This is a genomic window from Limimaricola sp. AA108-03 (assembly GCF_050847355.1).
Taxonomy (GTDB): domain Bacteria; phylum Pseudomonadota; class Alphaproteobacteria; order Rhodobacterales; family Rhodobacteraceae; genus Limimaricola.
Map to the genome: position 1 here is coordinate 102,852 of NZ_CP193756.1, position 26,676 is coordinate 129,527.

The 26,676-nt window shown below is 64.9% G+C and carries 25 protein-coding genes and 3 pseudogenes; 18 read left to right on the forward strand and 10 right to left on the reverse strand.

Annotated features, from left to right (window positions below):
- Positions 1-256 precede the first annotated feature (256 nt).
- The gene (locus ACRAQ3_RS16120) at positions 257-793 is read right to left on the reverse strand and encodes an EF-hand domain-containing protein (RefSeq protein WP_432256515.1); all 537 of its coding nucleotides are present in this window, start codon (positions 791-793) and stop codon (positions 257-259) included.
- A gap of 150 nt (positions 794-943) precedes the next feature.
- Here ACRAQ3_RS16120 and ACRAQ3_RS16125 point away from each other — a divergent pair, with 150 nt between their 5' ends.
- The 6 genes from ACRAQ3_RS16125 (at position 944) to ACRAQ3_RS16150 (ending at position 3,748) form a co-directional block, all read left to right on the forward strand.
- The gene (locus tag ACRAQ3_RS16125; RefSeq protein ID WP_432256516.1) at positions 944-1,291 is read left to right on the forward strand and encodes a hypothetical protein; all 348 of its coding nucleotides are present in this window, start codon (positions 944-946) and stop codon (positions 1,289-1,291) included.
- Between the two features lie 341 nt (positions 1,292-1,632).
- A complete protein-coding gene (locus ACRAQ3_RS16130; protein WP_432256517.1) occupies positions 1,633-2,217 on the forward strand; it encodes a cytochrome c biogenesis protein CcdA in 585 nt (194 codons plus the stop codon).
- On the forward strand, positions 2,214-2,378 hold the full coding sequence (locus ACRAQ3_RS16135) for a hypothetical protein (protein WP_432256518.1): 165 nt from the start codon (positions 2,214-2,216) through the stop codon (positions 2,376-2,378). The genes ACRAQ3_RS16130 and ACRAQ3_RS16135 overlap by 4 nt, the downstream gene beginning before the upstream one ends.
- A 451-nt stretch (positions 2,379-2,829) precedes the next feature.
- A complete protein-coding gene (locus ACRAQ3_RS16140; RefSeq protein ID WP_432256519.1) occupies positions 2,830-2,991 on the forward strand; it encodes a hypothetical protein in 162 nt (53 codons plus the stop codon).
- 36 nt (positions 2,992-3,027) lie between these two features.
- Positions 3,028-3,393 carry a hypothetical protein gene (locus ACRAQ3_RS16145; protein ID WP_432256520.1) on the forward strand — a complete coding sequence of 122 codons (366 nt, stop codon included), beginning with the start codon at positions 3,028-3,030 and terminating at the stop codon, positions 3,391-3,393.
- 124 nt (positions 3,394-3,517) lie between these two features.
- The gene (locus ACRAQ3_RS16150; RefSeq protein WP_432256521.1) at positions 3,518-3,748 is read left to right on the forward strand and encodes a hypothetical protein; all 231 of its coding nucleotides are present in this window, start codon (positions 3,518-3,520) and stop codon (positions 3,746-3,748) included.
- 50 nt (positions 3,749-3,798) lie between these two features.
- Here the strand turns inward: ACRAQ3_RS16150 and ACRAQ3_RS16155 are convergent, their stop codons facing one another.
- Positions 3,799-4,167 carry a YkvA family protein gene (locus ACRAQ3_RS16155; RefSeq protein WP_432256522.1) on the reverse strand — a complete coding sequence of 123 codons (369 nt, stop codon included), beginning with the start codon at positions 4,165-4,167 and terminating at the stop codon, positions 3,799-3,801.
- A 1,168-nt stretch (positions 4,168-5,335) separates the two neighbouring features.
- Positions 5,336-6,064 (reverse strand): response regulator transcription factor, encoded by a 729-nt coding sequence (locus ACRAQ3_RS16160; protein ID WP_432256523.1) that lies wholly within the window; start codon positions 6,062-6,064, stop codon positions 5,336-5,338.
- Between the two features lie 343 nt (positions 6,065-6,407).
- Here ACRAQ3_RS16160 and ACRAQ3_RS16165 point away from each other — a divergent pair, with 343 nt between their 5' ends.
- The gene (locus ACRAQ3_RS16165; protein ID WP_432256524.1) at positions 6,408-6,902 is read left to right on the forward strand and encodes a hypothetical protein; all 495 of its coding nucleotides are present in this window, start codon (positions 6,408-6,410) and stop codon (positions 6,900-6,902) included.
- Between the two features lie 819 nt (positions 6,903-7,721).
- Here the strand turns inward: ACRAQ3_RS16165 and ACRAQ3_RS16170 are convergent.
- Positions 7,722-7,865 (reverse strand): annotated as a pseudogene (locus ACRAQ3_RS16170) (IS256 family transposase); the annotation flags it as partial.
- 166 nt (positions 7,866-8,031) lie between these two features.
- Between ACRAQ3_RS16170 and ACRAQ3_RS16175 the strand changes: the two are divergent.
- Complete coding sequence (locus tag ACRAQ3_RS16175) at positions 8,032-8,196, forward strand: hypothetical protein (protein ID WP_432256525.1); 165 nt, start codon at positions 8,032-8,034, stop codon at positions 8,194-8,196.
- A pseudogene (locus ACRAQ3_RS16180) lies at positions 8,189-9,334 on the forward strand (recombinase family protein); the annotation flags it as partial. The gene ACRAQ3_RS16175 and the pseudogene ACRAQ3_RS16180, both read left to right, overlap by 8 nt.
- A 522-nt stretch (positions 9,335-9,856) precedes the next feature.
- On the opposite strand, the pseudogene ACRAQ3_RS16185 reads toward ACRAQ3_RS16180, so the two are convergent.
- Positions 9,857-10,999: pseudogene (locus ACRAQ3_RS16185) on the reverse strand (IS256 family transposase); the annotation flags it as partial.
- Positions 11,000-12,547: 1,548 nt separating this feature from the next.
- Between ACRAQ3_RS16185 and ACRAQ3_RS16190 the strand changes: the two are divergent.
- Positions 12,548-12,805, forward strand: coding sequence for a hypothetical protein (locus ACRAQ3_RS16190; protein ID WP_432256526.1), 258 nt, complete (start codon positions 12,548-12,550; stop codon positions 12,803-12,805).
- Between the two features lie 150 nt (positions 12,806-12,955).
- Here ACRAQ3_RS16190 and ACRAQ3_RS16195 read toward each other — a convergent pair whose 3' ends face one another.
- From ACRAQ3_RS16195 to ACRAQ3_RS16205, 3 genes are all read right to left on the reverse strand, one after another.
- Positions 12,956-15,346 (reverse strand): bifunctional diguanylate cyclase/phosphodiesterase, encoded by a 2,391-nt coding sequence (locus tag ACRAQ3_RS16195; protein ID WP_432256527.1) that lies wholly within the window; start codon positions 15,344-15,346, stop codon positions 12,956-12,958.
- A gap of 168 nt (positions 15,347-15,514) precedes the next feature.
- On the reverse strand, positions 15,515-15,859 hold the full coding sequence (locus ACRAQ3_RS16200; protein WP_432256528.1) for a cupin domain-containing protein: 345 nt from the start codon (positions 15,857-15,859) through the stop codon (positions 15,515-15,517).
- A 149-nt stretch (positions 15,860-16,008) separates the two neighbouring features.
- Positions 16,009-16,530, reverse strand: coding sequence for a DUF6647 family protein (locus ACRAQ3_RS16205; RefSeq protein WP_432256529.1), 522 nt, complete (start codon positions 16,528-16,530; stop codon positions 16,009-16,011).
- 128 nt (positions 16,531-16,658) lie between these two features.
- Between ACRAQ3_RS16205 and ACRAQ3_RS16210 the strand changes: the two genes are divergently transcribed.
- Positions 16,659-17,870 carry a winged helix-turn-helix domain-containing protein gene (locus tag ACRAQ3_RS16210; RefSeq protein ID WP_432256530.1) on the forward strand — a complete coding sequence of 404 codons (1,212 nt, stop codon included), beginning with the start codon at positions 16,659-16,661 and terminating at the stop codon, positions 17,868-17,870.
- Between the two features lie 6 nt (positions 17,871-17,876).
- On the opposite strand, the gene ACRAQ3_RS16215 is transcribed toward ACRAQ3_RS16210, so the two are convergent.
- A complete protein-coding gene (locus tag ACRAQ3_RS16215; RefSeq protein ID WP_432256531.1) occupies positions 17,877-18,863 on the reverse strand; it encodes a TRAP transporter substrate-binding protein in 987 nt (328 codons plus the stop codon).
- Between the two features lie 132 nt (positions 18,864-18,995).
- Here ACRAQ3_RS16215 and ACRAQ3_RS16220 point away from each other — a divergent pair, with 132 nt between their 5' ends.
- The 3 genes from ACRAQ3_RS16220 (at position 18,996) to fnrL (ending at position 20,610) form a co-directional block, all read left to right on the forward strand.
- On the forward strand, positions 18,996-19,313 hold the full coding sequence (locus ACRAQ3_RS16220; RefSeq protein WP_432256532.1) for a hypothetical protein: 318 nt from the start codon (positions 18,996-18,998) through the stop codon (positions 19,311-19,313).
- 41 nt (positions 19,314-19,354) lie between these two features.
- The gene (locus ACRAQ3_RS16225) at positions 19,355-19,789 is read left to right on the forward strand and encodes an RrF2 family transcriptional regulator (RefSeq protein ID WP_432256533.1); all 435 of its coding nucleotides are present in this window, start codon (positions 19,355-19,357) and stop codon (positions 19,787-19,789) included.
- A gap of 95 nt (positions 19,790-19,884) precedes the next feature.
- Positions 19,885-20,610: a transcriptional regulator FnrL gene (gene fnrL / locus ACRAQ3_RS16230; protein ID WP_432256568.1), complete on the forward strand. Its 726-nt coding sequence runs from the start codon at positions 19,885-19,887 to the stop codon at positions 20,608-20,610.
- A 4-nt stretch (positions 20,611-20,614) separates the two neighbouring features.
- Here the strand turns inward: fnrL and ACRAQ3_RS16235 are convergent, their stop codons facing one another.
- Complete coding sequence (locus ACRAQ3_RS16235) at positions 20,615-21,526, reverse strand: universal stress protein (protein ID WP_432256534.1); 912 nt, start codon at positions 21,524-21,526, stop codon at positions 20,615-20,617.
- Between the two features lie 211 nt (positions 21,527-21,737).
- Between ACRAQ3_RS16235 and ACRAQ3_RS16240 the strand changes: the two genes are divergently transcribed.
- From ACRAQ3_RS16240 to ccoO, 4 genes are read left to right on the forward strand one after another with little or no spacing between them, the layout of a single operon-like run.
- On the forward strand, positions 21,738-23,996 hold the full coding sequence (locus tag ACRAQ3_RS16240; RefSeq protein ID WP_432256535.1) for a heavy metal translocating P-type ATPase: 2,259 nt from the start codon (positions 21,738-21,740) through the stop codon (positions 23,994-23,996).
- Complete coding sequence (gene ccoS, locus ACRAQ3_RS16245; RefSeq protein ID WP_432256536.1) at positions 23,993-24,199, forward strand: cbb3-type cytochrome oxidase assembly protein CcoS; 207 nt, start codon at positions 23,993-23,995, stop codon at positions 24,197-24,199. The genes ACRAQ3_RS16240 and ccoS overlap by 4 nt, the downstream gene beginning before the upstream one ends.
- Positions 24,196-25,848: a cytochrome-c oxidase, cbb3-type subunit I gene (gene ccoN, locus ACRAQ3_RS16250; RefSeq protein ID WP_432256537.1), complete on the forward strand. Its 1,653-nt coding sequence runs from the start codon at positions 24,196-24,198 to the stop codon at positions 25,846-25,848. The genes ccoS and ccoN overlap by 4 nt, the downstream gene beginning before the upstream one ends.
- A gap of 4 nt (positions 25,849-25,852) precedes the next feature.
- A complete protein-coding gene (gene ccoO / locus ACRAQ3_RS16255; protein WP_432256538.1) occupies positions 25,853-26,674 on the forward strand; it encodes a cytochrome-c oxidase, cbb3-type subunit II in 822 nt (273 codons plus the stop codon).
- Positions 26,675-26,676: the final 2 nt, after the last annotated feature.

Here is a 26,676-nt window from a genome sequence, read left to right on the forward strand (position 1 = left end):
AGGCATGTTCTTCGGAATGGGGATCTGGGGAGTGCTGATCCTTGCCCTCGTCGTTCTCGCCATCGCCGCGCTCGTCGAATATCTGCGGAAATAGTGGCGTCCATGGCAAATGGTGGCGATGCAGGCGGCCCGGGATGTCCGGGCCGCTCGAGGTCTCAATACGAGACCGCTGGGTAAGCGGTTCGCAAACCCCCGTGTGTATGAGGCAGCAGGGAACCGCAGGCTTCGGCAACCATGTCGTATGCGCCGACGCCAGTTAGCCGTTCTTGCCGCTGTTTCCCCGCGTCTTTGCGGGCTTGCGATCCTCGGACCGCCCGCGCTGCTCGGGCTTGCCGCGCTCGCTCCTCGTTTCGTCGTCATCTTTGGCCGCTTGCTTGAGCCGGCCGCGGCCGCGTTCGCCTTTCGGGTCGTCCGAGGCACGAACCTCGTCGAGGGTGATCGTTCCATCGCGATCCGCGTCGAACTTGGCCAGCGCAGTCTGCGCGCCGGCGCTGAACACGTGCTGGACCTCCTCGCGCTCGAGCTCGCCGTCCTCGTCGAGATCCAATTCGTCGACTGATACGCCGCTGCGCAGCAACCTACTCGCCTGGCGCACCTCGTCCGGGCTGGCCACCCCGTCGCCGTTCTGATCGTAGACCATGAAGTAGGTTTCCGGGGCATCGGGATAAGCGTTCGCAAACTCGGCGGCGTCGAGACTGCCGCTGCCATCCGCGTCGATTTCGGCAAAAGTCAGTGACAGGGCAGGTGTCGCGAGCAGCCCAGTGGCCATGAGGATCGGGGCGGTTCGTTTCATACGTCTTGTCCTTTGATCGGGTCTTGCGGGAAATGATCCGAAGGAACTGGGCAGAACAATGACCGGGCTCGTGCCGGCGCCCGGATCGGCAAAGAGACGCCGTCCGGAGAGTCGGCACATGGAAGCGCCGCGCCGCCGCTGGTCGGCGAGATGTCCGTCGGCAACGGGCTGTGCAACGGTTTTGTCAGCGCAAGAGCAGACTTCTCGGTCCGACCACCGAGCGCCATGCTACTTAGGGCGGGCGTAATTCTCCCGATCGTCCGGCCGCCGGAATTTCTCAGGCCGCTGACCCCGGTGGCCCTGTTCGAAGGCAAAATCGCGGCCTCGAACATGCTGAAGGGCAAGCGAGCCGAGCCTGACTACACCAGCCTGCCGAGCGTGGTGTTTGCCATTCCCGAACTGACGCAGGTCGGCCAGCTTGAAGAAGAGGCGCGCGAGAGGGGGATGTCGATGTGGGTTTCAACGACACCTCGGGTTGGTTCTTGTAGAAGCGCTTAGGCGAAAGCCATGCGGGCGCGAAGGTCATTACCGGCAATGACGGGCAGATCCTCGGCGCGCACATGTTCGGCCCAGACTAAGCCGAGCTGATCATTGTCCTCTCCTTGGCGATCAAATTGGGGCTGACGACGGCGCAGGTGAAGGCCATGTCGGCAGCCTATCCAACAGCGGCATCCCACATCGGATCAATGTTCTAACCGGCGGCCATCTGCCCGTATTGTCTGCACTTCGACCGCGAAACCGAATAAAGTGAGGGACATGGGCCTTACCGACCAATCGATCCTGCTTGCACTCGGCCTCGGCCTGCTCGGTTTGTCGAGCCCTGCACCATCGGGGCACACATGCTATTCCTCTCGGCTCAACAGGGACGCACGCTGCGGCAGCGGCTGGGTTCGGCGCTGGTCTTCCTGCTGGCGCGGCTCTGCGTCATGGGCGGGTTCGGCGGCCTGATCGTCGTCCTCGGCCAGCGCCTGATCGGTGTTCAGGCCGGGATGTGGTTGGTCTTCGGGGCAATCTATCTCGGCCTCGGGATCGCGATCATCGCCAAGGGCGACAAGAAGCTCCGCGGGCGGGTCCGGTTCGCGCCGGACCGCTGGAAGATCGCCGACGCGCCGCTCCTGCAAGGTGCAGCCTTCGGGTTGAACATTCCCGCCTGCGCCGCGCCCATCCTGTTTGGGCTGATCGGCACCGCGACCGTCAGCGGCTCGGCCGCGACCGGCGTGCTGATGATGTCCGTCTTCGCCTTGGCGCTCACTCTTCCGCTCATCCCCTTGTCCGTCGCGCCTGGCCTCGCAGGCGGGCTCGACCAGGTCGCGAACTGGTTGAAGCCCCGCCGCTGGCTGCTGGGGGCAATCTTCATCGGCCTTGGCCTGTGGTCGATCTGGTTCGGGCTGTTCGTCGAGCCTGCGGACTGGAGCGGCAGGTGACCCCCCGCCGCCGGTTCTGGCACGTCGCAGGCCCCGGCACCGCGTTTCAGGCCGGATCGGCTGCGGTGGACAGCGCCACGGGGATGTCGGCACTGGTCTTTCGACTGTCCAGCGGTCCGGTGGCCGTCAGCGTCGTCTCGACGATCCTGCGGCTCGGCTGACTCCTGCCGCAGCTCCTCGTAGGCTACCTTGCCGGGCGCAGCGGCTCCTCGATGCCGTTCTACGTCCCGAGGGCCTTCGGGCGAACGACGGCCATCGCAGCGCTCGCCGGCTTCCTGTGGGCCGGAGCAGGCGCAGGATGCAGTTCGGCGGCGCTCGGCGCGGCCACGCTCGGATTATGGACCGTCTACGCCTGTCTTGGCGGCATGGTCGCTGGGCCCCACGACGATATCGTGGCACTGGCCGTGCCATCCAAAAAGGGAAGCAGGCTGCTCCGGACCCTCGAATTCCCTGTTTCTTACGCGGCGGTTCTGGGCGTCGCCGCCGCGTTGATGCGGGTGTCGTCCATCGTCTTCACCGCGATGGGGAACCTGAGAGAGCTTCCCACCGAAAGCGGCGGCCAGTTTTGCAGCCTATCTGAAGAAGGGTGCCGCGACCTTCCGCAGCGACGCCGTGTTCCGGCGCTTCGTCTTCGCGCAGTGGTGCGGCGGCGCCGTGCTCGCCGCAGCGCCCTTCTTCGTGATCGCAGCAGACAAGTTGGGCATGAGCCTGCAAGACGTGGCGCTTTTGCTGGGAACCCAGACGGTGGGCGCCTTGCTCAGCAACCCGCAATAGGGCTGGTGGGGCGACCGGTTGGGCAAGCTCCGCCTGATGCGCGGGATCACGGCCGGTCGCATCGTGCCGTCGATCGCGCTTCTCCCCCTGCTGATGGTTCCTACGTCGCAGGCTGCGCTCATGCCGGTGCTGCTGGCTGTCTTCCTGCTGCTCAGGGCTCTGGTGAATGGCCTGATCATCGCGGTCATAGGGCTGCTCATGGCAATGTCGCCGAAGGACCGCCGACCCGCCTACAGCGGCTATTTGAACGCGCTCACGGCGCCGGCCTTCGTGTTGCCATTCGTCGGCGGATTTGCCGTCACTGCGCTGGATATCTGGATCGTATTCCCCATCGCGCTTGCGGCCGCTCTCGGGCAAACACTTCTACCCGCCCGCATTGAAGCTGAACAGGAGGGGGGGTGACCTTGAGTTCAAAATTGGACAACCGAATGAATAAGGCTTCTGTTGCAGCCAAACGGCGTCAAACTACCGTGGTGCTCCTCATATATGACCTACTTCCAGAAAACTGGACCGCCGGATCTGGGACGTGCTTTTCCCGACCAGCGCCCAGTATCGGGTGGAGCCGGACGAGCAGGGCACGTGCGTGGCCGTGGTCGGCTGGATCACCAGCTGGGTGCGGTCGGCGGAGCGGCGCGAGGTCCTGCACGATCTCGATGTTGCCGCGCGCGCGGTCTTAGACAGCCAAGGCAAGTTGCCGGCCTTCGACCGTCTGTTCAAGGCCAAGAGCAACCTCTACCGGATGTGGGCTGCCGACTGAGGGTGTCGCCGCCCCGTTCCGCTGCGGAGCGGCGTCGCGTTCAGCGATGGCTATGGTTCCTGCCGGAGCCAGACCATCGCCAGCAGCGCGGCCCCGAGTATCCAGATACCGATCACAGCCGCAGCGGCGACGGAGCTGCGCGGCCGGGATCGCGACAGGGCGGCCTCCCGGAATTCCTGCATGAGCGGAGCCGGGATCAGACGCAGCGCCAGCATGATCCCGAGCGGCACGATCAGCAGATCGTCCAGCTGTCCCAGCAGCGGAATGACGTCGGGGATCAAGTCAATTGGGCTCAGAGCATAGGCCGCGACGGCCCCGGCCACCAGTTTCGCGGCCAAGGGGGTGCGTCGGTCGCGCGACGCGATCCACAGCGCCACGACATCCCGCTTCAGGCTGCGGGCCCAAATCCCTATCCTCATTGAATACACGAAAGCGGCTGCAGTTCCTTACAAGTGGGACCAGACAGCCCGCGTTTCCAGGACGACTCCACGTCACGGTTTCCGCTGTCGCTCGGAGACGACAACGGCCGCACCCAGCTCTCGAAAGGGCAGACGAGACTGTCAGGCCAGGGAAGACGACAGAGGAAACCGGAACCGAAGGTTCCGCAAAGGGTTCTCAGGGATACACCCTTACACGCTTTGTATTTGGACAGCAGGTCCAATCCACAGAACGAAGTGAGCGGCCTCATGATAACGATCCATACGATACTGCGAATAGCCTACACGGTTCTGATCGTAGCGGGCATCGGCATCGTGATGTCCGTTCTCTGGATCGGCCGGGACGATCCGAACGCCGACAGCAGAAATCTCCGATACCAGGAACCTCGCCTCCATGAGACGACGCCATCCTCCACGCCAAGTAACATCCTGCTTTGAAGCAACGCCGTATGGACTGTTTCGAAGGTTGCCGTTTCCAATTTTAAGCATGCACCACACTTTTAAGCATGCACCACACGTAACCGCCAAGAATAGCCCATGCTTTCGCCACATTGATCGGACAAAATAGTCCGCGATAGCGTTTTTGGCTATTTGAAACGGCACAGCAGGGCCCTGAGCTGCCAACGATCGGTAAATCAGTTTCCTTTATGAGCAATCTATGCTGATAAACTACTCCTGCAGGAAGAAGGCCGAAAATCTCATACGGGCATTGCTCCGAGGATCGGGGTGTGGGGGCGCTTCGATCCTCGGGGCTTGCCGGCCATCGTCCGAGGGCACCATCCTTGCGCGGCGGGTGCGGGTCACTGTCTCGGGTATCTAAACCCCTCCCGTTGGCGCTATCGTTTACCTCTGCAGAGGATTAGAAGGGCGCCGTTATTATCAGCATGGCTGCACGAGGCGCCAAGAGCGATACGGTGATCGGTCTTGCAAACCGGCGGTTACCCTTGATGCCGTCGAAGATGTTCTACTTGGCCTCAAGGGGGTTCGGCAGTGACCCTCGGCGCAGGCAATCGCTCTGGCGTAAACGTTTGACCAGAAAAGCGATGGTCGATTGCAGACGGTTCCTGGCATATGAATTTACGGTTTCGGGCCGGACCTTCGGAGCCCCAAGGCTGTCACAGCTGACCCGCCTCCCAGACCATATTTCCATTCAGCAACCTGGCGGAACTTCGTCTCCATCTCCGTGGTAACGGTAGCCGACCCTGTAGATCGTCTCGATCGCCGAGAAATTCGCGTCTGCATCGCGCATCTTCTGCCGCAGCCGCTTGATATGCCCGTCGATGGAGCGGTCGCCTACATAGCTCTCGTCGTTGCAACCCACCACGTCCATGAGCTGGTCACGTGACATCACAACCTCGGGCTGCTGCGCCAGCGCCTGGAGCAGCAGGAACTCCGATACAGTGAGTGAGACGCTCTTGCCCTTCCACTTCACTTCATGGCGCTGCGGGTCCATATCAAGCGATCCCCGTGCGAGGGGAGGAGGCGCAATCTCGAACGCTCCCTCTGCCACCGTCGGCCCTTCCTGCCGGCGCAAGAGTGCGCGGATACGCTCGAGCAGCACACGCTGCGAACAGGATTTGTCGAGGTAGAAGTCCGCACCCTTTCGCAGGCTCAGAATTTCATCGATTTCATCATTCTGGGAGGACAGGACGATCACGGGCAAAGTGCTCTTTCGCCGGAGGTGCTGGAGCAGTTCCATCCCGTCCATCCGAGGCATCTTGAGATCCAGAACCGCAAGATCTGGCATCCGGCACAGGAAAGAACGCAGCGCTGTCTGTCCATCGCTGAAAGTCTCCACCTCGAAGCCTTCCGCTTCCAACACGATGGAAACTGAAACAAGAAACCCTCTGTTATCGTCGACCAGAGCAATCTTCGCCATGCATTCAACCTTGCTGCGTGCGGAAGCTGACCGAAACCAGATGAAGTGCTGTTGCAGAACAGCCTGATTTACAGATCCCGAACCTCGTCCGGACATCTGACCGTCCCCATGATCATTGGCAACCAGTCAGGCGCCGCCTTGCGAAGACTTTCGCCGATCGAGTGAGTTCAGGGGTGCCGGGACCGGGTAGGGGAGGGATCGCCTGAAATGTGTCTGTACTCGCGACAATGCTGAAGGCGCTTGGCGGTATGTGCAGTCATAGGAGAAATTCTGCACCTTCTCCTACCCTGCTGCGTTGAGCCTGCAGCCGGAGATCCCGGGGGGTTCAGAGGCTTTTCAAGGGATGGAAGAGGCAGAGCTGCACACCACATCGCCAAGGCCGCTTAACATTGGCGATGTCAAACGCCTTCTCGAGGACGTCCCGCCGGTTCGAACCGGCGTGACGGAAGGGTCCGATGCCTATCATCATCTTCTTTCCTCGGTCCATGGCCGGCCGCATGGCGAGTTTGAGCTCGTCCCGGGAGCGCCGGAGGCACCTCCCACGGCTTGGGCGTTGGTTCCCAATGCAGCGTTGGTCGAGGACGCGATAGCGACGGGACAAGTCTCAGAACTTATTGCGCTATGGGATGAGCTGTCCCAAACAGCCCCTTGGTCTACACTCGCCGCAGCCTACGGCGCGGCTCACGAATATCGCCCCGGCGGGGCCGTTGAGGCACATCATCGCGCCAAGGCGGCAAGTGGCGGGTTCGACATCGTCGCCGCGAGACGAGCGCACCGCATTCGGACCAGGCTGCTGGCCGCGTTGGAGCCAGATGACTGCGTGGATCTCGAGATCTGACCCAAGGCTCAAGCCCGGGCAGGACCGCCATCGCTGAGAGTCGTGCGGCTTTCATTGCGCGCCTGCGACCCTGTGGACCTGCCATGCAGAGCGACAAGCGCCCAAGTCGAGATGGGCCTGAAACGGGCGGTCCCGGTCATGAGCGCATTCCCGCGTCGAGATGAAGGGAAGTGCTATAACTGCTTAAAGCGGTAGCGATGCGCGCGGCCCCGGGGCCGGTATTCGGCGCTATCAGAAGATGGATGTTCTGCGCGGAGGGCGGCGGGGCGAACGGCGGCCGAACTTGCATTTGTCCGGGACCGTAATACGAGTTCGCCGTCTTGGAGGGTCGGGAAGATGGCGCATGCGAGGGCGAACCGGCGGTCGATCTGATGTCTGCGAGCAACAGTTGATGCCACCGGAATTCGTGACGCGGCGTCTTGAGGATCTTCGCGCCTTTTCAACTTTAAGGGTTCGGCCATCTGATCCGATGCACCCCCATTCAAGCGACCAAGACCATGATAAGTGAGAACATTTGCCATCCCCTTTCATTGGCCCTGATGGCCTCCGGAGCGCTTGTTTGTTTTTGGCTGGCCTTCACGGTGTCTGCCCGAGCCGATGACCTCGAGCGGACTTTCACCACCGTCGAGCGGACCATTGGCGGCGGGACCTACGAAGTTCAGGTGAGGAAGAACGCGCCGATCTTCACGACTGATGGGGGCGGATACGCCTATTGAGATCGGAGCACCTCAAGGGTTAGGAACGCCGTTCCGCTTGTGACGCGATAGTGTCCCACCGACTGGTGTAAGAGCGCCGACCTTCGGAGAGGTCCAAGCTTGATCAGGAGGCCACAGCGGGCAGCCTGATGTCGGGATTGTCGATAAGGCGTGCGAGGGTTTCAAGGCTCATGTAGCGGCGCGCGACAGTCCACTCGTCATTGGTCTCCAGCATCAGCGCCCCCACGAGCCGAACAATGACGGCCTCCACAATCTTGCAAATTTCGAGTGGACGGTGGCGATCGAACGCGAGCGCCTGCGGCCGCGTTACCGAGAGGGCTTCGGGCGGACTCCGCTGAACCTGCGCTGGCAGCCCGACCTGCGGGCCCCTAGAGAGGGAGGTGCCGATGGACCAGTCGAGCAGGCCCGCTCCTTTGACGATCAAGGTGTCGTTCGAGACGACGCGTCGCAGCGCCCAGTACCTGATCGAGGCTTACGACCGCCTCGTGCCCATCCAGCGCCGGCGGCTTCGTCTGCCCCCGGAGCCGGAGCCCGGCGACAGCGAGGTGCTGACCATGCGGAGGAGTGACCATGCCTGAGCTCCGCCTCGCGCTTTACGCCCGGGTGTCGAGCGAGCGACAGGCCCGCGGCAACACCGTGGCCAGCCAGCTTGCGGCGCTGCGTGAGCGGGTCGCCAGCACCGGCCTGTCGATCGAGCCCGGCGACGAGTTCGTCGACGAGGGCTACAGCGGCACCACGCTCCAGCGGCCTGCCTTGGAGCGGCTGCGCGATGCCGTGGCCGCCGGCGTGCTCGATCAGATCCACGTCCTTGCGCCGGACCGTCTGGCCCGGCGCTACGCCTACCAAGTGCTGTTGGTCGAGGAGTTTCGTCGGGCCGGCACCGAGGTCGTCTTCGCCAATCGTCTCATCGGCACCAGCGCCGAGGACGACCTTCTGCTCCAGGTTCAGGGCATGATCGCTGAGTACGAGCGGGCCAAATTCCTGGAGCGCAGCCGGCGCGGACGTCGGCATGCCGCGCGCTCGGGCCTGATCAGCGCCCTGGGCAAGGTGCCCTTCGGCTACCGCTACATCGCCAAGGACGCCGGCGGTGGGGTGGCGCGCGTCGAGGTCTCGGCCGAGGAGGCCCGCTGGGTCCGCCTGATGTTCGCTTGGATCGGGCTGGAGCGCCTGAGCCTGCGGGAGGTGTCGCGCCGCCTTTCGGAGGCGGAAGTGCCGACGAGCACCGGCAAGGCCCGGTGGGACAGCACCACGATCGCGCTGATGCTGCGCAACACCGCCTATGTGGGACGTGCAGTCTTCGGGCGCTCGCGCCGGATCCAGGCGCCACCGCGCCTGCGACCGTTACGCGGCCACCCGCAGCCGGCCCGGAAGCCGAACTCCCGAGTCCCCGTGCCGCACGAGGAGTGGATCGAGATTCCGGTGCCGGCCCTGATTGATCCAGCGATCTTCGAGGCGGCCCAGGCGCAGCTCGACGAGAACCGCCGTCGTCGTCGGGAACTCCGGCGCCGCCCCGGCTGGCTGTTGCAGGGACTCGTGGTCTGCCAGCGGTGCGGCTACGCGTTCTACGGCAAGATGGCGCGCGGGCGCGTGGGTGGCCGGCAGCCGGCCGAGTACGGCTACTACCGCTGCACGGGCACCGATGCGCACCGCTTCGCTGGGCAGGCGGTTTGCGACAACAGGTCGGTGCGCAGCGATCGTTTGGAGCAGGCCGTGTGGGATGAGATCCGGACCCTCCTGGAGGATCCCGGGCGTGTGGCCGCGGAATACCAGCGCCGGCTCGATCAGGCGCGCGAGGACTCCGGCGAGGCGGAGGACGCCGACCTCGAGCGCCGGATCGCCGCTCTGCGCCGCGGCATCGGGCGGCTCATCGACGGCTATGCCGAGGGGCTGATCGAGCGCGACGAGTTCGAGCCCCGCATCGATGGGATGAGGCGGCGCTTGGCCCACCTGGAGGCGGACCGGCAGAGGCGACTCGCGGACGCAGAGACGGAGCAAAACCTGACACTGCTCGTCGGCCGTCTGGACGAGTTTGTCGAGAGGGTCCGTGGAGGCTTAGATAAGCTGGACTGGAGCGGCACGCGCGAGATCATCCGGGCGATGGTCCGACGCGTCGAGATCGACGGCGACCACGTCAACGTCGTCTTCCGCGTGCCACCACCCTCAACGCCAGGGAGCGACCGGCGTTCTGACGGTCCGACACCGTCGCCAGACGGCGATTGGCAAGATTGTAGAGGCCGTCATAGCCTCGTCGTTGGGAAAGATGCCGATGACGTCGGCCCTTCTTTTGATCTCGCGGTTCACTCGTTCGAGTGGGCTCGTCGACGCGATCTGGGGCCAATGCTCGCGAGGGAAATCCATGTAGGCAAGCACGTCATCGCGGGAGGCGTCCATTAGTGCGCCAAGCGTTGCCTGCTTCTCGCGCAGCGCGTCGGCGACGACGTCCCATTGGGCTTCGGCATCGGCCTTGTTCTCCTGAGCGAAGATCGTTTTCAGCATCGCCGCCACGGCCGTGCGCTGCTTGGCCGGTGCATGGGCCAGTGCGTTCCTCATCCAGTGAACGCGACAGCGCTGATGCGTGGCGTCAAACACCCGCCGCGCGCCCGGCGGGAGTCCCTTGTGATCGTCAGCGATCACCAGCTTCACACCCCGCAGGCCACGGTCGGCAAGACTGCGCAGGAAGCCGCTCCAGAAGGGTAAGCAGGATCGGAAAACAGTCCGGGGGACTGTTTGTCCTGCGCACGCCTCGGAGAGGCCCGTGGCGACGCCCAGCACCTCGCGCTTGCCGTCCCCGTTGACAGCTACGGCCACTATCACGGCACGGCTGACGATCCGCCCGCCGTCTCGGACCTTCACGTAAGTCGCGTCGAGCCAGAGGTAGGGCCAAGCCCCTTCCAGCGGGCGAGCCAGGAATGCGTTCACCCGTTCATCGATCTCGGCGCATAGGCGACTGACCTGGCTCTTCGACATTCCACCGGCGCCCATGGCCTTCACCAGGTTGTCGACCGAGCGGGTGGAAATGCCTTGGACGTAAGCCTCTTGGAGTGAGCCATGAGGTCGCCATGGTTCGAGACCCATGGCGAACGCCACGAGGGCCTTCTCGGCCGTGCGTCGAGGTTCAAGGAAGCTGGGCAGATAGCTGCCCTTGCGCAGCTTCGGGATATCCAACGCGACCCGGCCGGCACGCGTGTCCCAGTCCCGCTCGCGGTAGCCGTTCCGGTGAACCTCGCGCAGCGGCGACCGCTCGCCTTTGGCAGCGCCGGTTCTCGCCTCGACCTCTGCTTCCATGATCCGCTCGGCCGCGAAGGCCAGCATCTCGCGGACCAGATCTCCATCAGCCTGCTTTTCAACCAGCTCGAGCAGAGCCATTCTGTCGTCGGTCATCGTCGTCTCCATCTGGTTCAAGGTTGCCCAACCCGAACCTACTCCGAAGATCGACGGTGACCGCCAGCGTCACACTCGGCCACGCGCTACGCTACGCCGAGGGCTCCGCGCGGGGCCTCTTACACCAAGCGATGGGACACTATCTGTGACGCCGGTCGCTCCCCTTTTGAAGCAACTGTCCCCGTGGTCATCTCCGGTGCGAGCGCAACCTCTCGGCGCTGTCCATGACATCTGAGAGCCGGCCAGGATCAAATGGGGAAGGGCGTAAAATCTGCTGGCTCCCCTTTCGGGGCCGACGTCACTCAAAGGCGCGCGTTCCCGGAACGGATCTCCAAGGGGAGCGGGTTACCGCGGGCGCGGATGCAGGTGATGCCGTCTTGGGCCGGCAATGCCCGGGCCGGCGCGACTTGGCGGACACAGCGCGCCATTACCCTCTCGCACAAGCTTCAACCCCGCCCCGTATCGGTCAAACCTGTGGGTGTTGCCCTTGATGGGCCTCGGGCAGGAGCTTGGCTGTGAAGGGTCTGTGTATCCTTTCTTACATCTTCATCGTCACCGGCTGTGGCATAACCATCTTCGTGATGCTCAATGTCCTGGGCCTGGATATGCTGCGGGAGGGCCCCGTGACATACGGTGAACTCATGACGCCTCACCTGCCGCTTCGTCGATAAGTCGCTTGGCCCGGTGCCTCGTCGGCCTGTGCCGGCCCGGACGGTGAGTTGGCAGATTCACGAAGAAAGCCCTGAGCGAATCCAGGGCGGCGCGCCGGGGACGACCAAAGCCAACTTGCAGAGTGCGGCTGAGCGAGGCCGTCCATAACCCGCGGCCTCGCCCGGCCTCATGAGAACCGCCTGTTTGGCCGGGGGCCGTTCTGACGCAAAGCAGCCCCTTGGAAAGATCGATAGCCGAGCCAATGGTCTTTGCGCCACTGCGCTGCGGCTCCCTGGCCGCCGTGGCGCTGCACTGGGGGGCAGGGGAGTGAATGAAGAACCACCCCGGTCGTTATCGATATATCTCCAGGGCGGAGCTGCCTTTTGTTGGTGTGTAGGGCTTTATGACAGAACTTGCGAAGCATTCGTCTACGAAACGGCGGCGCGAGGTGTTCTGCGGACCTCACGCCGCGGCAAGTTTCTGGTCAAGAGTGTCTCGGTCGGGTATGTCCCTGCGGGCCGTTCGGCTTTGGCCGATACCATCGAGATTGCATAGCTCGATGCGATAGCCGAAGCACGTGCGGATGGCCCGTTTGTCCAGGTGTCGCTCGATGAGTTGTAGTCCTCTCTTTCACGAGAAGGCTCTTTCTGAATGCCGCGAACTGGATCGTACCGTGCACGAGTGCCTCCAGGCCAGGCGGGCCGAGCGTCTCGAGATCCCGCATGTTCGGCGACCGGTTGGACCCTCAGGCACCGGTTCCTGCTGCTGTCCCAGCTCGGCAGGCGAGCGTTTGCCATTCCGCGCGCTTGCACGAGAGGCATATGCCCCTATGTCACGGCGCACCGCCAGCAAGTCGGCATATAATACGCAACCTCTCCCTCTATACGCGAAACACATATGGCGAACGATGCTCCCCGATCCGACCCGATCCCTGCGCCCTTTTCTGGACGGATCGATGCGCATGAAACGCTGGTGCGAAGTGGTGGGGAGCCTTCGGTCCGTGGGCCGGACGATTTAAATGAGCAGTTGCGAGCGGCGCTCCAGGCCCGGGTCACGGAGCTTCGAAGCCGCCTCGAACCTCTTATTCGGACAATCGATGGTGAGGTGGATATCGGCATCAACTCCGACGATGGCAGCGTTTCGGTCGAGGTTTGACCCAAGTGGCACAGGCACGCGCCTGACCTCCGTTGGCGTCCCGACGCTCCAATCGGATCTTATATCGCCCCTGGGTTCACAGTGACTTCGTTCGGCACTCGCACCTCGGGACCGCACTGGCTCTGCCGGTCCAAGGCGCTCATCCCCCGCTCATTCCGCAGCGACACGGTTGCCGACGGCATCGGCGAGCAGCGCCGTGGCGCGGGTCCCATCCATCGGGCGGCCCAGAAAGAAGCCCTGCGCCACGTCGCAGCCGAGTGCCATCAGCCGGGTGATCTGCTCGGAGCTCTCGACCCCTTCGCCGACCGCGCCGACCGACAGCTCGCGCGCCATGTTGGTCACCGCCTGCGCCACCGCCCAGGCCTTGTGATCCTCTTGCGCCACGTTGACGAAGCTGCGGTCGATCTTGATCTGGTCGAGCTCGAAATCGCGCAGATGGGTAAAGGAAGAGTAGCCGGTGCCGAAATCGTCCATCGCGATCTTCACCCCCATCTCGCGCAGCGCGATCAGGTTGCGGGCGAGATGGGCGCCGTCGCGGACCAACGCCGTCTCGGTCAGCTCGAGCGTCAGGCGCTGCGGCGCGAGATCATGCGCGGCCAGCGCCCGGCGCACAACCTCGACGATCGAGGGCAGCCGCATCTGCATCGGCGACACGTTGACCGCGACATGCACATCTTCGGGCCATTCGGCGAGTTGGCGGCAGGCCTCCTCGATCACCCATTCGCCGATCTGAACGATCATGCCGTTCTCCTCGCAAAGCGGGATGAACTCGGCCGGGGAGACCAGCCCGCGCAGCGGGTGGTCCCAGCGGATCAGCGCCTCGAAGCCGAGGATCGCGCGGTCGGAGAGTCGGCAGATCGGCTGGTAGTCGAGCCGGAACTCGCCGCATTTCAGCGCCTGGGCGAGGTCGCTCTCCATCTGCCGGCGGGCCATCGCCTTCTCCATCATCCCGTCCTCGTAGAACTGGATCCGGTTGCGGCCGAGGCTCTTGGCCCGGTAGAGGCCGAGATCGGCGCGCTGCAGCGCCTCGGAGGTGTTGGTCGCGCCGTCGATCAGGCTGGCGCCGATGCTGCAGCCGATGCTGATCTTGTGGCCGTCGATCTCGAAGGGGCGGCCCAGGCTCTCGATGATCGCGCGGCCGGTCTCGGTCGCCTCGACCTCGCCGGCGCCGTCGAGCACCGCCACCATCTCGTCGCCGCCGAGCCGGAACACCGTCGCGCCCTCGCCCGCGGCGTCGAGCAGCCGCCGGGCCACCTGCACCAGCAGCCCGTCGCCGACCGGGTGGCCGAGCGTGTCGTTGACCGTCTTGAAGTGGTCGAGATCGAGCATCAGCAGCGCGCGCGGCGTGGCGTCCTCCATGATCGAGGCCATGTGGTCGCGGAAGCTGCGCCGGTTGGGCAGCCCGGTCAGTGCGTCGTGGAACGCCATGTGGGCGATCTTGGCCTGGGCGGCGCGGTGCTCGGTGAAATCGTCGAAGGTCAGCACCACCTCGCCGGTGGGCACCCGGCGGCTGGAGATGCACAGCACCCGGCCATTGGCGAACTCCTCCTCGCTGCGCAGCATCTCGGTGCCGCGCATCCGCTCGAGATGGGTGTCGATGATCGCCGCGAGGCGGTCTTGCTCCCAGCTCCGCCCGGCCTCGATCGCCGCGACCAGCCGGTCGACGGAGTCGCCGGTGGCGACCGAGTCGGCGGGGATGCCGAACAGCTCGAAGCAGCGCTGGTTGATCGCGGTGATCACCCGCGCCTCGTCGACCATCACCAGCGCGTTCGACATGTTCTGCAGCGCGGCGACGAAGGAGGCCTCCTTGCGCGCGACCTCGCGTTGGGCGCTGCTCAGCCGGCGGCGATGGACCATCGCGGTGATCGCGGCATAGCACAGCGCCAGCGTGGTCACGGCGGTGAAGCTCGACAGCAGCTGCCGGTCCATCCCCTCGCCCGCCGCGCCGCCGATGATCTGCAGCCCCATGCCGGACATGGCGGTGAAATGCAGCGCGACCACCCCGAGCAGCAGGCCCGCGCCCCGCAGCCAGCGCGCGGCGAGGCTGACACCCGAGACCCACATTGCCGGGGCGAAGAACGCCACGCCGAGGACCAGCGCCGTCACCACCATCGCCGGGGCATGGTGCATCGGGCCGTGGATCGCTGCCATGCCGGTGAAATGCATCACCCCGACCCCGGCCCCGGCGAGGCCGCCGAGCCCGGCCCGCAGCCAGCGGTTGCGCTGCAGCGCCGCCACCGCGAGCGGCAGGCCGACCGCGACGATCCCGGCCAGCGCCGACAGGGCGGTGATGCCGGGATCGTAGCTGACGGTCGCCGCGGGCCGATAGCCGACCATGGCGATGAAATGGGTGGTCCAGACACCAGTTCCGGCGACCGCAGCGATCCAGACCAGCGGCACCAGCCGCCGCCGCCCCTCGGAGACCGCCAACTGCCGCATCAGCAGCACCAGCGTCAGCGCCATCCCGGCGCAGACCACCCCGGCCATCGCCAGAAACAGCGGCTGGGTCTGCAGCAGACCCGAGAGAATCGTCGAAAACATTAAGTCGGCCCCCAAATCACTCGGGGCGACGCTGCCGGGCGACTGCGACTGAAACATGGTCAGAACGATTTAATCTTCGACATTTTCTGGGTATTGTCGCTCATCTTGGCCACCTTGCCGCGAAACGTCTCCGGAAGGCATCCAAAGGATACGTGGCTACTCCGCAACCTACTCGACCTTGGCGATGTCGCAGACCAGCGCGGTGGCCGGGGCGTCGGTGCGGTTGTAGACCCAATGCACCGTTTCCTCGGTTTCGCGGAATGTGCCGAGCGAGGCGGCATCGAAGCTGCGCTCGCCCGAGGGCTGGCCCTCGACCCAGCTACCGTCGATCACCGTGACGATGCCTGGGCGATCGGCATGGTCATGCTGGGCGATCTGGCCGCCGGGGGCGATCTCGACGGCACGCATGCGCATGCTGTAGCCCGCCAGGCCAATGGTGGCTTCCATGGTCTGGGGAGACAGCTCGGCCAGCAGGTCGACTGTCAGGCCGGCATGCTCGGTCGGGCCCGACATCTGCGCTAAACTGAAGCCGCCAGAAGCGGCTGCGAGACCAGCGCAGAGACCAAGGGCGAATGTCATCCCGGGATGGGGTTGAAGTCGTGACATGGTGGTTTCCTTTCAACGTTGCAGGTTGCGTTTCACCTCCGGCGAAGCCGGAGCCCTCAATGGGTGCAGACCGTGCCGACCAGCAGCATCGCCGGATCAAGGTCGAAGGCCGTCTCCAGATCCTCGCCGAACAGGGCGAGCCAGGCGTCCTGTGCATCGTAAGCCAGTCGCTCGCGCGCGGCCGGGCAGGCGAAGCGGTGCCCGGCCATGGCCTGCATGTGGTGGACCAATTCGTGGACGAGGATCGACAGCTCCGCCGGGCTGCGGCCGGTCCAACCCTCGGAGAGGTAGATGGTGTTCGTGGCTTCGTCATAGAGCGCAACCACCCGGTCGGGATCGACACCTGCCCCGTCACCATAGCGCATCGCGATCAGTTCCGGGCCGGGCAGTGTGGCGAGATGCGGATCACGAGCGGCGCGCGGCAGGTCGAAATTGGCTTCGAGCCACAGCGCGAGGGTGTCGAGAAGCAGCGGGGCCTCGCGCATCCCGCCCTCCTGCGCGAAGGCGGGCAACGGCGCCGTGGTCATGGTCGAGAGGCACAAGGCAAGCGTTGTGATGTAAGGGGCAGAGCGAAGCATGATGACCCTCCCGAGGCCGTGACGGTGTCCCCGAAGCTTCAGTCGGGGACGGGTCGAAGTCCTGAAAACGGCCTGAAGGAAGCCTGAAATCGTGCTAAAATCGGTATGTCCAGCACCGGGGCATCGTCGTGGAGACATGCGAGACCATCCGGATCGGTGAGATCGTGCTGAACCCCAGGCGCGGCCGGCTCGAAGATGGGACCGGCACCGAGCGGGTTCTGCGCGCCAAATCCTTTCGCGTGCTCGAGCTACTGCTCGCGCGGCGCGGGGAACTGGTGGCCAAGGACGATCTTCTGCGCGACGCATGGCCGGACGTGATCGTGTCGGACGACTCCCTGGCCCGATGCATCAGCGACATCAGGCGCGCGCTGGGGCCGCGCGGCGCCGCACTGCTGCGCACGGTGCCCCGGCGCGGCTACGTGCTCGAGGATGAGGAGTTCCCCGCCAAAGCCCCGCCACGCCGCACGGTCCGGCAAGGCACGGTGGTCGCCGCGGTGGTCGCCATGGCGGGGCTGGGGTGGCTGTGGCTGCCCGCCAAACCGGTCGCCCCGCCCGAGACACCTGGCCAGGCCATGACCGCCAGCGCGCTGCTCGACGGACGGGACTGGCAGAGGCGGGAGGCCAACGAACAGGCGCGCATGCTGCTCGAGGCCGCGGTCGAGGACGACCCCGGCGATGCTGTGGCTTGGGCCGATCTCGGCCTGACCTACTGGCTCGAGGTCCAACATCTCGCCTGGGGCGGGGGACGGCGCGAGATGGCACAGGCGATCGAGATGGTCGAGCGCGCCGTGGCCCTTGGAGGCACGGCCAGCGCGCATCGACTCCTGGCCGAGATGCGGCTGCTGTCGCCTTTTCCCGAAATGCGCTCGCCGGTCGACGCGCTGGCCAATGCGCAGGCCGCGGTCACGATCGCGCCCGACGAGGCCGACAACCTTGCCGTGCTGGCGCACGTGCTCGCACTGACCGGTCGTGGCGCCGAGGCCGTGCGCCATATCGAGCGGGCATTGCATCTCGATCCAACCCCGGCCGACTGGTATCGGCAGGTAGCCGGGCTGAGCTATCTCGTCGCGCAGGAGCCGGCCCGCGCAGCGGAAGCGTTCGGTCCGCTGCATGGCGCGGGCACCTTCACCGGCACGCGCTGGTGGCCCGGCTGGCTGCTGGCATCGAGCCTCGCGCAATCGGGCCGCGCCGACGAGGCGGCGGTGATCATCCGTGCGGCCGAGGGCCGCCGCCCGGAGCGCAGCATCTCGGCCGTGGCGCAGTCGCTCGACGGTTGGTCCGATCGCGACAGCCGGGAGCGGTTCTTCGACGGGCTGCGGCGGGCCGGGCTGCCTGACTGATCAGTTCTAATCGATATAGCCCTGCGCCGAGGCAGCGCCTCGGCTTTCGACATGCTTCAGATAGCTCTCCCAGGCTGCGGCAAGGAGCGGATCACGTGCGGTCTCCTCGGCGATCACCTCAGTCCATGCTTGCCGCAGCGCTGCGAGGATCTCCTCGGGCCAGTCATGGATCTCGATCCCCTCGGCGCGGAACCGATCCAAGGCCATCACCTGCCGCTCCCGTGCCAACTCGAGCGACCAGGACAGCGTCGCCTCGCAGGCCGCCTTGATCGCGGACCGGTGGTCATCCGACAGCGCCGCCCAGCGGCGCTCGGGCAGCAGCAACTCGAGCGAGGTCGCCGGCTGCTGCCAGCCGGGAAGGTAGAGATGTCCGGCTGCTTCGTGCAGGCCGAGGTCGGCGTCGATCGAGGGCAACGAGAACTCTGCCGCCGCGACCAGCCCGGTCTCCAGCGCCGGGCGGATGTCGGCGGCAGGCAACTCGTAGGGCACGACGCCGAGTGCCCTGAGCGTCAGCGCGCCGTATCCGAAGGCCCGCATGGCCAGCCCGTCGAGATCGGCGACGGTCTCGATGGGCGCGCGGAACCAACCGCCGCCCTCGGCCGGTAGCACGCCGCAATAGAGGCTTTTCAGGCCATGGCGCGCATAGATCGCATCGAGCGCTTCTGCTCCGCCGCCCTCGCGCATCCAGGCAGTGAAGCTCTCGGGGTCCGGCCCGAAGGGAAAGCCGCTGAAGATCGCCAGCGCCGGGTCCTCGCGGTGATGATGCCCGGCCGATCCCCAGACCGCGTCGATCAGCCCGGCCTCAAGCGCGCTGAAGCTGTCCTGGTCGAGGACCATCCGGTCCCGCACCTCGATGACGAAGCTTCCCCCCGTTCGGCGCTCCAACTCGGCCGCGAAGTAGGACCCGGCCTCGCCGAAGAGCTTCGGATAGAGCAGGCTGTTCATGCGCCAGCGCAGGGCCTCAGCGTCGGCCGAAGCGGGGGAAGACGACATGCAAAAGGCAAGAGCTGCCAAAGCCAATCGGCTTGATGCAGACAGTGGTAACATGTCTCGATCACCTTCAGGTAGGAACCGAGGGCTCGGCCATCATGCGCGCGTCGCCGAGGCAGATCAAATCCATTAGGCATGAAAGATGTCGAGCAACTGGAACAAATGCCGGCTGTTTGCCAGTCATGCAGCCTGCGCCAGCAGGCCATACCGGAGCGGCCGAACGCGCGCAGCAGCATCTCTCAAAACATGCGCGGAGCGCAGGACGAATATGATGCCGGCCAAGGCCAGACGATCATCGCATCGAAGGCGGCCGCCCTTCGGCCTTGGCCAATTCTTCGGCAGAGGGACGCAATGGTCCTCCACGGATCATCGGATACAAGGGGGCTTGCTCATGGCCCGTCAATGCATGTGCCGCGGTTTTGCCAGGTGCTCTTACGCAATACCATTATCTGAGCATCCTATACATTCAAATGAAATACCTCTAATGTGGCAGCATGAAGCTCAGCCGCCATTCAGACTATGCCCTGCGGATCATGATCCAGCTTGCCACCTCGGGTGATGCGCTGGTTTCGATCCGTCGTATCGCCGAGACCTACGGTATCTCGCACACTCACCTGATGAAGATCGTGCAGAGTCTTGGCCGTGCAGGTTTTATTGAAACGGTGCGAGGCCGGCATGGTGGATTGCGTCTGGCGCGACCGGCCCAGGATATCAGCCTCGGCGCGCTGGTGCGTCACACGGAAGGTGAAGATGGCTTGGTGGATTGCGCTGGCTGTCTCATTGCGCCTGCTTGCGGTTTACCCAGCATACTGGCTGAGGCCCTGGAGGCGTTCCTGAAGGTGCTCGACAGCTATCGGCTGAGCGATATCGCAAGCCGGGGCCGCATGCTGCGCGCCCTGTTCGACATCTCGGTTCCAACGAACCCCTGAACGACGCACCGGGCAGGGTGCGATGCCTGTGAGACCGACCTGTGATGCAGATGCTTCCGAAGGCCAACATGGCCTCGACACGAAAAGAGACGCTCATGCCCCACCGACTGAATCTGCGCTGCGTCGATTGCGGTATCCGTCACCGGGCCGTCTGCGCGCGTTGCGATGAGACCGAGCTGGAGCAGCTGGAGAAGATCAAGGTCTACCGGCGATACGAAGCTGGCCAGAAGATCGCCTGGGCCGGTGATCCGATGAGCTTCGTGGGGTCTGTCGTCTCGGGCGTCGCGACATTGTCACAGACCATGGAGGACGGCCGCATCCAGATGGTCGGTCTGCTTTTGCCATCCGATTTCATCGGCCGGCCCGGCCGTGACAGCACGCCTTACGACGTCACGGCGGCAAGCGCCGTTACCCTGTGCTGCTTTCGTCGCGCGCCATTCGAGCGACTGCTCCGCGACACGCCACATGTTGCAGAGCGGCTTTTGGAGATGACCCTCGATGAACTCGATGCTGCGCGCGACTGGATGCTGGTCCTGGGCCGCAAAACCGCCCGCGAGCGCATCGCCAGCCTGCTCGTGTCGGTCGCCCGCCGCGAGTCCGGCTTCGACATGGCCCCCAAAACCCGCGACATCCGGCTTGACCTGCCGCTGACGCGCGAGGCGATGTCGGAGTATCTGGGTCTGACGCTCGAAACGGTGAGCCGGCAGATCAACCAGCTTGGGCGCGACGGGGTGATCGCCCTGGACGGCAAAAGGCGGATCCACATTCCCGACCTCGCCCGCCTCGACGCTGAAACCGGAGATGGATCAACGCTGACCTGATCTGCTAATGGGCCAGGATCAGCGGGATCTTCGATGTATGCAACATGTCACGGGTGGTGCTGCCCCACTGGGCTTTGCTCAACCGCGAATGGCCGTATGCCCCCATGACCATTGCCTCTGCGCCGGTTTCGAAACAGTGCCGGAACAACACGTCTGAAATACGCGGCCGACTTCGCGAAAGAACATTGATTTCGACTTGTGTCCCGTTTCGCGCCAGGAAAAGCGCAAGATCTCCGCCCGGGTCAGACCGATCGCCGTGGCGGATGTCGGGGTCGACGACGATCACATCGATGATCTGCGCGCGTCGGAGCAACGGCAGCGCACTGCGCACCGCAGCGAGAGCCTCGCGGCTGCCATCCCACGCCACCGCAATGCGAGCCGGAGCAGGGGCGATCTCGGCCCCCTCCTTCGGCACCACGATCAATGGCAATCCACCCACGATGAGCCCGGCTTCCAGAACTGAAATCTGCCAAGGCCGTTCCTGAGGATCGAGGGGTGTTGCGGCGACCATCCAGTCGACAAAACGTATGGTCGAGGCGAGCTGAATGCCGGCCGACCCCTTGCGCATGGCCTGCCGATGAAACGCGATATTCCTTCGGTGTCTGGGGATAACGGGCCGCAGGGCGGCCTCCAGGGCCTCGGCTTCGGCGCGGGCTGCGCCATCGTCCGGCCACCTGACGGGCGCAATCGACTTCATCGCGAAAGCATCGGGGACACGGCTTCCGAACCCGATGCAGTGAATGTCGAGATGCGTATCCTCGCTATCGCTCATGGCGAGTGCGGTGAGGACGGCGCCGTGGTCCAAGGTTGGATCGGTCGCGAGCACAGCGATGGTCCCATGTAGCATGGCAGTCTTTCCTGGAAGTGAGAGCCGCAGTGTAGCGGCGCGATGGGTGGACACCTTGATGTCGATCAAGTCACCCGCTCTGTAGATTTGAGGTCTGCGGGTCTCCTCGTATCGAAGAGAAAACCTGCCCGTCGTTTGATCTGGATCAAATTGCCTCCCTCCGAACGGTGCCACACCGCACGAATACGAGTGCCTGATGGTGCGAGTGGTCGTCGGCCGGGGGAACGGAGCGCAACCTCCACTCCGGCCGGCGGGGGAAATCCGAGGGATCGCAATGAAGATGGACACCAGTGAAAGCCATGGGCCCGAGGTGCCGGTATCGGGCCGATGGAAAACCGACCCCCGTCTGCGCGCCGAGCGGCAGGCGATGATCCGACCAATAACAGCGGGGCAGGGGACCTGCCTGCTTTCGGTGCCGGGGTTGCGGTGCGGCGGTTGCGTGGCCGCAGTCGAACGGTCCCTGGCCGAACTGCCCCAAGTCGTGTCGGCGCGGGCCAACCTGACCCTGAAGCAGGTGCGGGTGATCCTGGCGCGGGTCGATGACGATCCCCTCCCGGTACTCGAGACGCTCGAAGCTCTCGGCCACGAGGTTCACCCTATCGAGGCCGACCAGCACGCGGAGTCGAAAGGCGAGGGGCCGGGGCTGCTGCGCGCCATGGCGGTGGCAGGCTTCGGTGCAATGAACGTCATGCTGCTTTCGGTCGCGGTGTGGTCCGGTGCGGACGGGGTCATGCGCGAGACATTCCACCTGATCTCCGGGCTGATCGCGCTGCCTGTTGTGGCCTATGCCGGACAGCCATTCTTTCGCTCCGCGCTGTCAGCGCTGAGGGTTCGGCGGCTCAACATGGACGTGCCGATTGCGCTCGCAATTCTCCTGGCGGTCGCGCTGAGCTTGTTCGAGACAGCGCGTGGCGGCGACGAGGTGTTCTTCGATGCGGCCGTGACCTTGCTCTTCTTCCTTTTGACGGGGCGCTATCTCGACCAGCTGATGCGCGACCGCGCCCGTAGCGCTGTCACGAGCCTCGCGAAGCTCGCGCCGAAGGGCGCCATGCGCCTGCTGGCGGATGGCGGTCAGGAATGGCTTTCCAAGGAGGCGATCGCGCCGGGCATGCTGTTGATCGTCGCCGCTGGCGAACGGCTTCCGGTCGATGCGCGGATCCGGCACGGCGCGACCGATCTTGATCGATCGATCGTTACCGGCGAAGCGATGCCCGTGTCCGCCCGACCGGGCATGGATATCGAAGCTGGCACGTTGAACCTCACCGGGGAGATCGAGGTCGAGGTGCTGCGCCCCGCCAGCTCCTCCTTCCTTGCCGAAATGATGCGCATGCTGGGCACTGCTGAAGGTGGGCGCGGCAACTATGTACGCATCGCCGATCGGGCGGCGCGGCTCTATGCGCCCGTCGTGCATCTTCTGGCACTCGTGACCTTTGCGGGATGGCTGTGGGCGACGCGCGACTGGCAGGCTTCTGCTTTTGTCGCGATCAGCGTGCTGATCATCACCTGCCCCTGCGCGCTCGGTCTCGCAGTGCCGGTGGCGCATGTCGTGGCAGCCGGTCGGCTGATGCGCGAGGGCGTGTTGATGAAGGATGGCGCGGCCCTGGAGCGCCTGGCCGAGATCGACCGCGCGCTGTTCGACAAGACCGGAACGCTGACCACGGGCATGCCTCGGGTTGCCGGTGGTCCGGACCGCACGGAGGAACAGGCAATCGTCAAGGCTTTGGCCCAGCGATCGCGCCACCCGGCAGCGCGCGCCATTGCCGCCCAGGTCGGCGCGCCCGCAATGACGGTTGTCGACGTGATCGAGCATCCCGGCCTCGGTATCGAGGGGATGGTGCAGGGCCAACGGGCCAGACTGGGCCGCGCATCCTGGGTCGCCGAGATCTCGACAGGGCCTCGGTCCGAGATCGGCCCGGCATTTGCCGTCGAAGGGCAACCGGCCTGCGTGTTCGATCTCGACGAGACGCTGCGACCGGCGGCACGAGACGCCGTGGCAGCTCTCAAGGCAACGGGCCTGCCCGTGGCGCTTCTGTCGGGGGATGGGGAGGACCGCGCGGCCCGGGTGGCGGCGCTTGCCGGGATCGACGAGGTGCATCATGGCGCGACACCCGCGCAGAAGGTGGCGCTGCTCGACGGGCTGCGCGACCGGGGCCATCGCGCGTTGATGGTCGGCGATGGGCTCAACGATGCGGCGGCGCTGGCGGCGGCGCATGTTTCGATGGCGCCGGCAAGCGCGTCTGAAGCGGGCCGCACCGCGGCCGATTTCGTGATCCTGCGCGAGGCGCTCGATGCCGTGCCGGCGACCTTTGCGCTTGCACGCGCCACCGCGCGGATCGTGCAACAGAACTTCGCCCTCGCCATTGCCTACAATTGTATCGCCATTCCGCTGGCCATGGCGGGTCTGGTCACGCCGCTGATCGCCGCGCTGGCGATGTCCGGCTCGTCGATCCTCGTGATCGGCAACGCGCTGAGGCTGAATGGGCGTCTTGCGCCGCCCAAGGCCCGGCCGGAGCCACAAGCCCTGATGATGCCGGCATGAGCGTTCTGGCTTTTCTGATCCCGGTGACCGTCGCCATGGGGGCACTCGGCCTCGCGGCCTTCTTCTGGAGCCTGCGCAACGGTCAGTACGAGGATCTTTCCGGTGATGCCGAGCGCATCCTGTTCGATGCCCAAGACCGGCCACTGACACCCCAACGCGCCACCCCGCGCCGCGACACGACTTCGAAGGAGACGACGACATGATATCGAGCTTGACCCAGGCGGAACGCGGGGCGGCGATGCTGATCACGCTGGCCGGCATGGTGGCGGGTCTCACCATGGCCGCGGCCGGGCAGGGCGATCCAATGGGCGCGCATGGTTGGATCGTGCTGATCTTCTTCGCCCTGTTCTTCGGCCTTCTGGCGCGTGCCGCCCATGGCACCGACGAGCCCGAGGACCGCAGCCTTGCCTATTATGACGACCCCACCAAGGTCGGTATTCTGATTGCGCTTGCCTGGGCGGTGATCGCGATGGGCATGGGGGTATGGGTCGCGGCCCAGCTCGCTTGGCCAGACCTGCGCTTCGACGCGGCGTGGTCGGGCTTTGGACGGTTGCGTCCGGTCCATACCTCCGGGGTGATTTTCGGCTTTGGCGGCAACGCGCTGATCGCCACCTCGTTTCATATCATGCAGCGCACCTCGCGCGCGCGGATGCCGGGACAGGTCGCGCCGTGGTTCGTGCTTTTCGGCTTCAACCTGTTTTGCATCATCGCCGCGAGCGGCTATTTGATGGGCGTTACCCAGTCCAAGGAATACGCCGAGCCGGAATGGTATGCCGACATCTGGCTCGTGGTGGTCTGGGTGGTCTATTTTACCCTCTACATCCGCACGCTGGCACGCCGCAACGAGCCGCATATCTACGTCGCCAACTGGTATTATCTCGCCTTCATCCTCGTCGTGGCGGTGCTGCACATCGTCAACAACCTTGCCATGCCGGCGTCGTGGACCGGGGCCAAGAGCTACTCGGCCTTCTCGGGGGTGCAGGACGCGATGACCCAGTGGTGGTATGGGCACAACGCGGTCGCCTTCTTCCTGACCTCGGGCTTTCTGGGCATGCTCTACTACTTTCTGCCCAAGCGCGCCGAGCGGCCGATCTATTCCTACCGCCTGTCGATCCTGTCTTTCTGGGGGATCACCTTCTTCTACATCTGGGCCGGCTCGCACCATCTGCATTACACCGCCCTGCCGCATTGGGTGCAGACGTTGGGCATGACCTTCTCGGTGATGCTGCTGGTGCCGTCCTGGGCCAGTGCCGGAAACGCGCTGATGACGCTCAACGGCGCGTGGCACAAGGTGCGCGACGACGCGACGCTGCGCTTCATGATGGTGGCAGCGGTGTTCTACGGCCTGTCGACCTTCGAGGGCTCGTTCATGGCCATCCGCCCGGTCAACGGGCTGTCGCACTACACCGACTGGACCGTCGGCCATGTCCATGCGGGCGCGATGGGCTGGGTGGCACTGATCACCTTCGGCTCGATCTATGCCCTCGTGCCAGGCCTGTGGCGGCGTGAGACGATGTATTCGTGGAAGGCGGTCGAGTGGCACTTCTGGCTCGCCCTTGCCGGGACCGTCGTCTACGTCTTCGCGATGTGGAACAGCGGCATCATCCAGGGGCTGATGTGGCGCACCTATGGTGAGAGCGGCACGCTGCGCTACTCCTTCACCGACAGCCTCGTGGCGATGCATCCCTATTACGTGGCGCGCGCCTTCGGCGGCCTGCTTTTCGTCACTGGCGCCGTCATCGGTGCATGGAATGTGGTGATGACGATCCGCCACGTGCCGCGTCAAGTGCCCGCGCGCGACCACCCCACCTCTTCCGAGACCATGGAGCCGGCCCTGCCGGTTGCGGAGTGATCCGATGAAGACCATCTTCAAACCCCTGCTGAAGCCCTTCGCCGCTTTCTTCGAAGGTCATGCCAAGGCGCACTACCGGCTTGAGCGTCACTCGCTCGGCCTGACCGCCGCGATCATCGTCGCGGCCGGCATCGGCGGCTTCATCGAGATCGCGCCGCTGTTCACCATCGACGAGACGGTCGAGGCCGCGCCCGACATGCGGCTTTACACACCGCTCGAACAGGCCGGGCGCGACATCTACATCCGCGAGGGCTGCTACGCCTGCCACAGCCAGATGATCCGCGCCCTGCGCGATGAGGTCGAGCGCTACGGTCCCTATTCGTTGGCCGCGGAGTCGCAATACGATCATCCTATGCTTTGGGGCTCGAAGCGTACCGGACCGGACCTCGCCCGGCTGGGCGAGAAATATTCCGACGACTGGCACGTGCGCCACCTCGTCGATCCACGCGCGCTGGTGCCGGAATCGGTGATGCCGCACTACGCCTTTTTGCTCGATGCCAGCCTGGACATAGAAAGCCTGCCCGGCAGGTTGGCGGCGCTGCGCGCGGTCGGTGTACCCTACAGCGACGAGATGATCGCCGCGGCCTCGGCTGACGCGATCGGCCAGGCACTGCCCGATACCGATCGCGCCGATGGCGTGTTCGACCGCTACGGCGAAGAGACCGCCGTGCGCCTGTTCGATGGCAGCGCCGACAGGGTGAGCGAGATGGATGCGCTGGTGGCCTATCTGCAGGTTCTCGGGCGGCTCACCGATCTGCCCGCGCAGATCCAGCCCGCCACGAATGCCGCGCCGGATGCCGCGCCAAACAGCGCGGCGGAGGGATGAGC

Excerpts from the sequence above, each read along its gene's own strand:
- ACRAQ3_RS16120 (WP_432256515.1), bottom strand. The coding sequence starts at position 793 with ATGAAACGAACCGCCCCGATCCTCATGGCCACTGGGCTGCTCGCGACA.
- ACRAQ3_RS16125 (WP_432256516.1), top strand. The coding sequence starts at position 944 with ATGTCCGTCGGCAACGGGCTGTGCAACGGTTTTGTCAGCGCAAGAGCA.
- ACRAQ3_RS16130 (WP_432256517.1), top strand. The coding sequence starts at position 1,633 with ATGCTATTCCTCTCGGCTCAACAGGGACGCACGCTGCGGCAGCGGCTG.
- ACRAQ3_RS16145 (WP_432256520.1), top strand. The coding sequence starts at position 3,028 with ATGCGCGGGATCACGGCCGGTCGCATCGTGCCGTCGATCGCGCTTCTC.
- ACRAQ3_RS16155 (WP_432256522.1), bottom strand. The coding sequence starts at position 4,167 with ATGAGGATAGGGATTTGGGCCCGCAGCCTGAAGCGGGATGTCGTGGCG.
- ACRAQ3_RS16160 (WP_432256523.1), bottom strand. The coding sequence starts at position 6,064 with ATGGCGAAGATTGCTCTGGTCGACGATAACAGAGGGTTTCTTGTTTCA.
- ACRAQ3_RS16165 (WP_432256524.1), top strand. The coding sequence starts at position 6,408 with ATGGAAGAGGCAGAGCTGCACACCACATCGCCAAGGCCGCTTAACATT.
- ACRAQ3_RS16190 (WP_432256526.1), top strand. The coding sequence starts at position 12,548 with ATGGCGAACGATGCTCCCCGATCCGACCCGATCCCTGCGCCCTTTTCT.
- ACRAQ3_RS16195 (WP_432256527.1), bottom strand. The coding sequence starts at position 15,346 with ATGTTTTCGACGATTCTCTCGGGTCTGCTGCAGACCCAGCCGCTGTTT.
- ACRAQ3_RS16200 (WP_432256528.1), bottom strand. The coding sequence starts at position 15,859 with ATGTCGGGCCCGACCGAGCATGCCGGCCTGACAGTCGACCTGCTGGCC.
- ACRAQ3_RS16205 (WP_432256529.1), bottom strand. The coding sequence starts at position 16,530 with ATGCTTCGCTCTGCCCCTTACATCACAACGCTTGCCTTGTGCCTCTCG.
- ACRAQ3_RS16215 (WP_432256531.1), bottom strand. The coding sequence starts at position 18,863 with ATGTCGTCTTCCCCCGCTTCGGCCGACGCTGAGGCCCTGCGCTGGCGC.
- ACRAQ3_RS16220 (WP_432256532.1), top strand. The coding sequence starts at position 18,996 with ATGAAAGATGTCGAGCAACTGGAACAAATGCCGGCTGTTTGCCAGTCA.
- ACRAQ3_RS16225 (WP_432256533.1), top strand. The coding sequence starts at position 19,355 with ATGAAGCTCAGCCGCCATTCAGACTATGCCCTGCGGATCATGATCCAG.
- fnrL (WP_432256568.1), top strand. The coding sequence starts at position 19,885 with ATGCCCCACCGACTGAATCTGCGCTGCGTCGATTGCGGTATCCGTCAC.
- ACRAQ3_RS16240 (WP_432256535.1), top strand. The coding sequence starts at position 21,738 with ATGGACACCAGTGAAAGCCATGGGCCCGAGGTGCCGGTATCGGGCCGA.
- ccoS (WP_432256536.1), top strand. The coding sequence starts at position 23,993 with ATGAGCGTTCTGGCTTTTCTGATCCCGGTGACCGTCGCCATGGGGGCA.
- ccoN (WP_432256537.1), top strand. The coding sequence starts at position 24,196 with ATGATATCGAGCTTGACCCAGGCGGAACGCGGGGCGGCGATGCTGATC.
- ccoO (WP_432256538.1), top strand. The coding sequence starts at position 25,853 with ATGAAGACCATCTTCAAACCCCTGCTGAAGCCCTTCGCCGCTTTCTTC.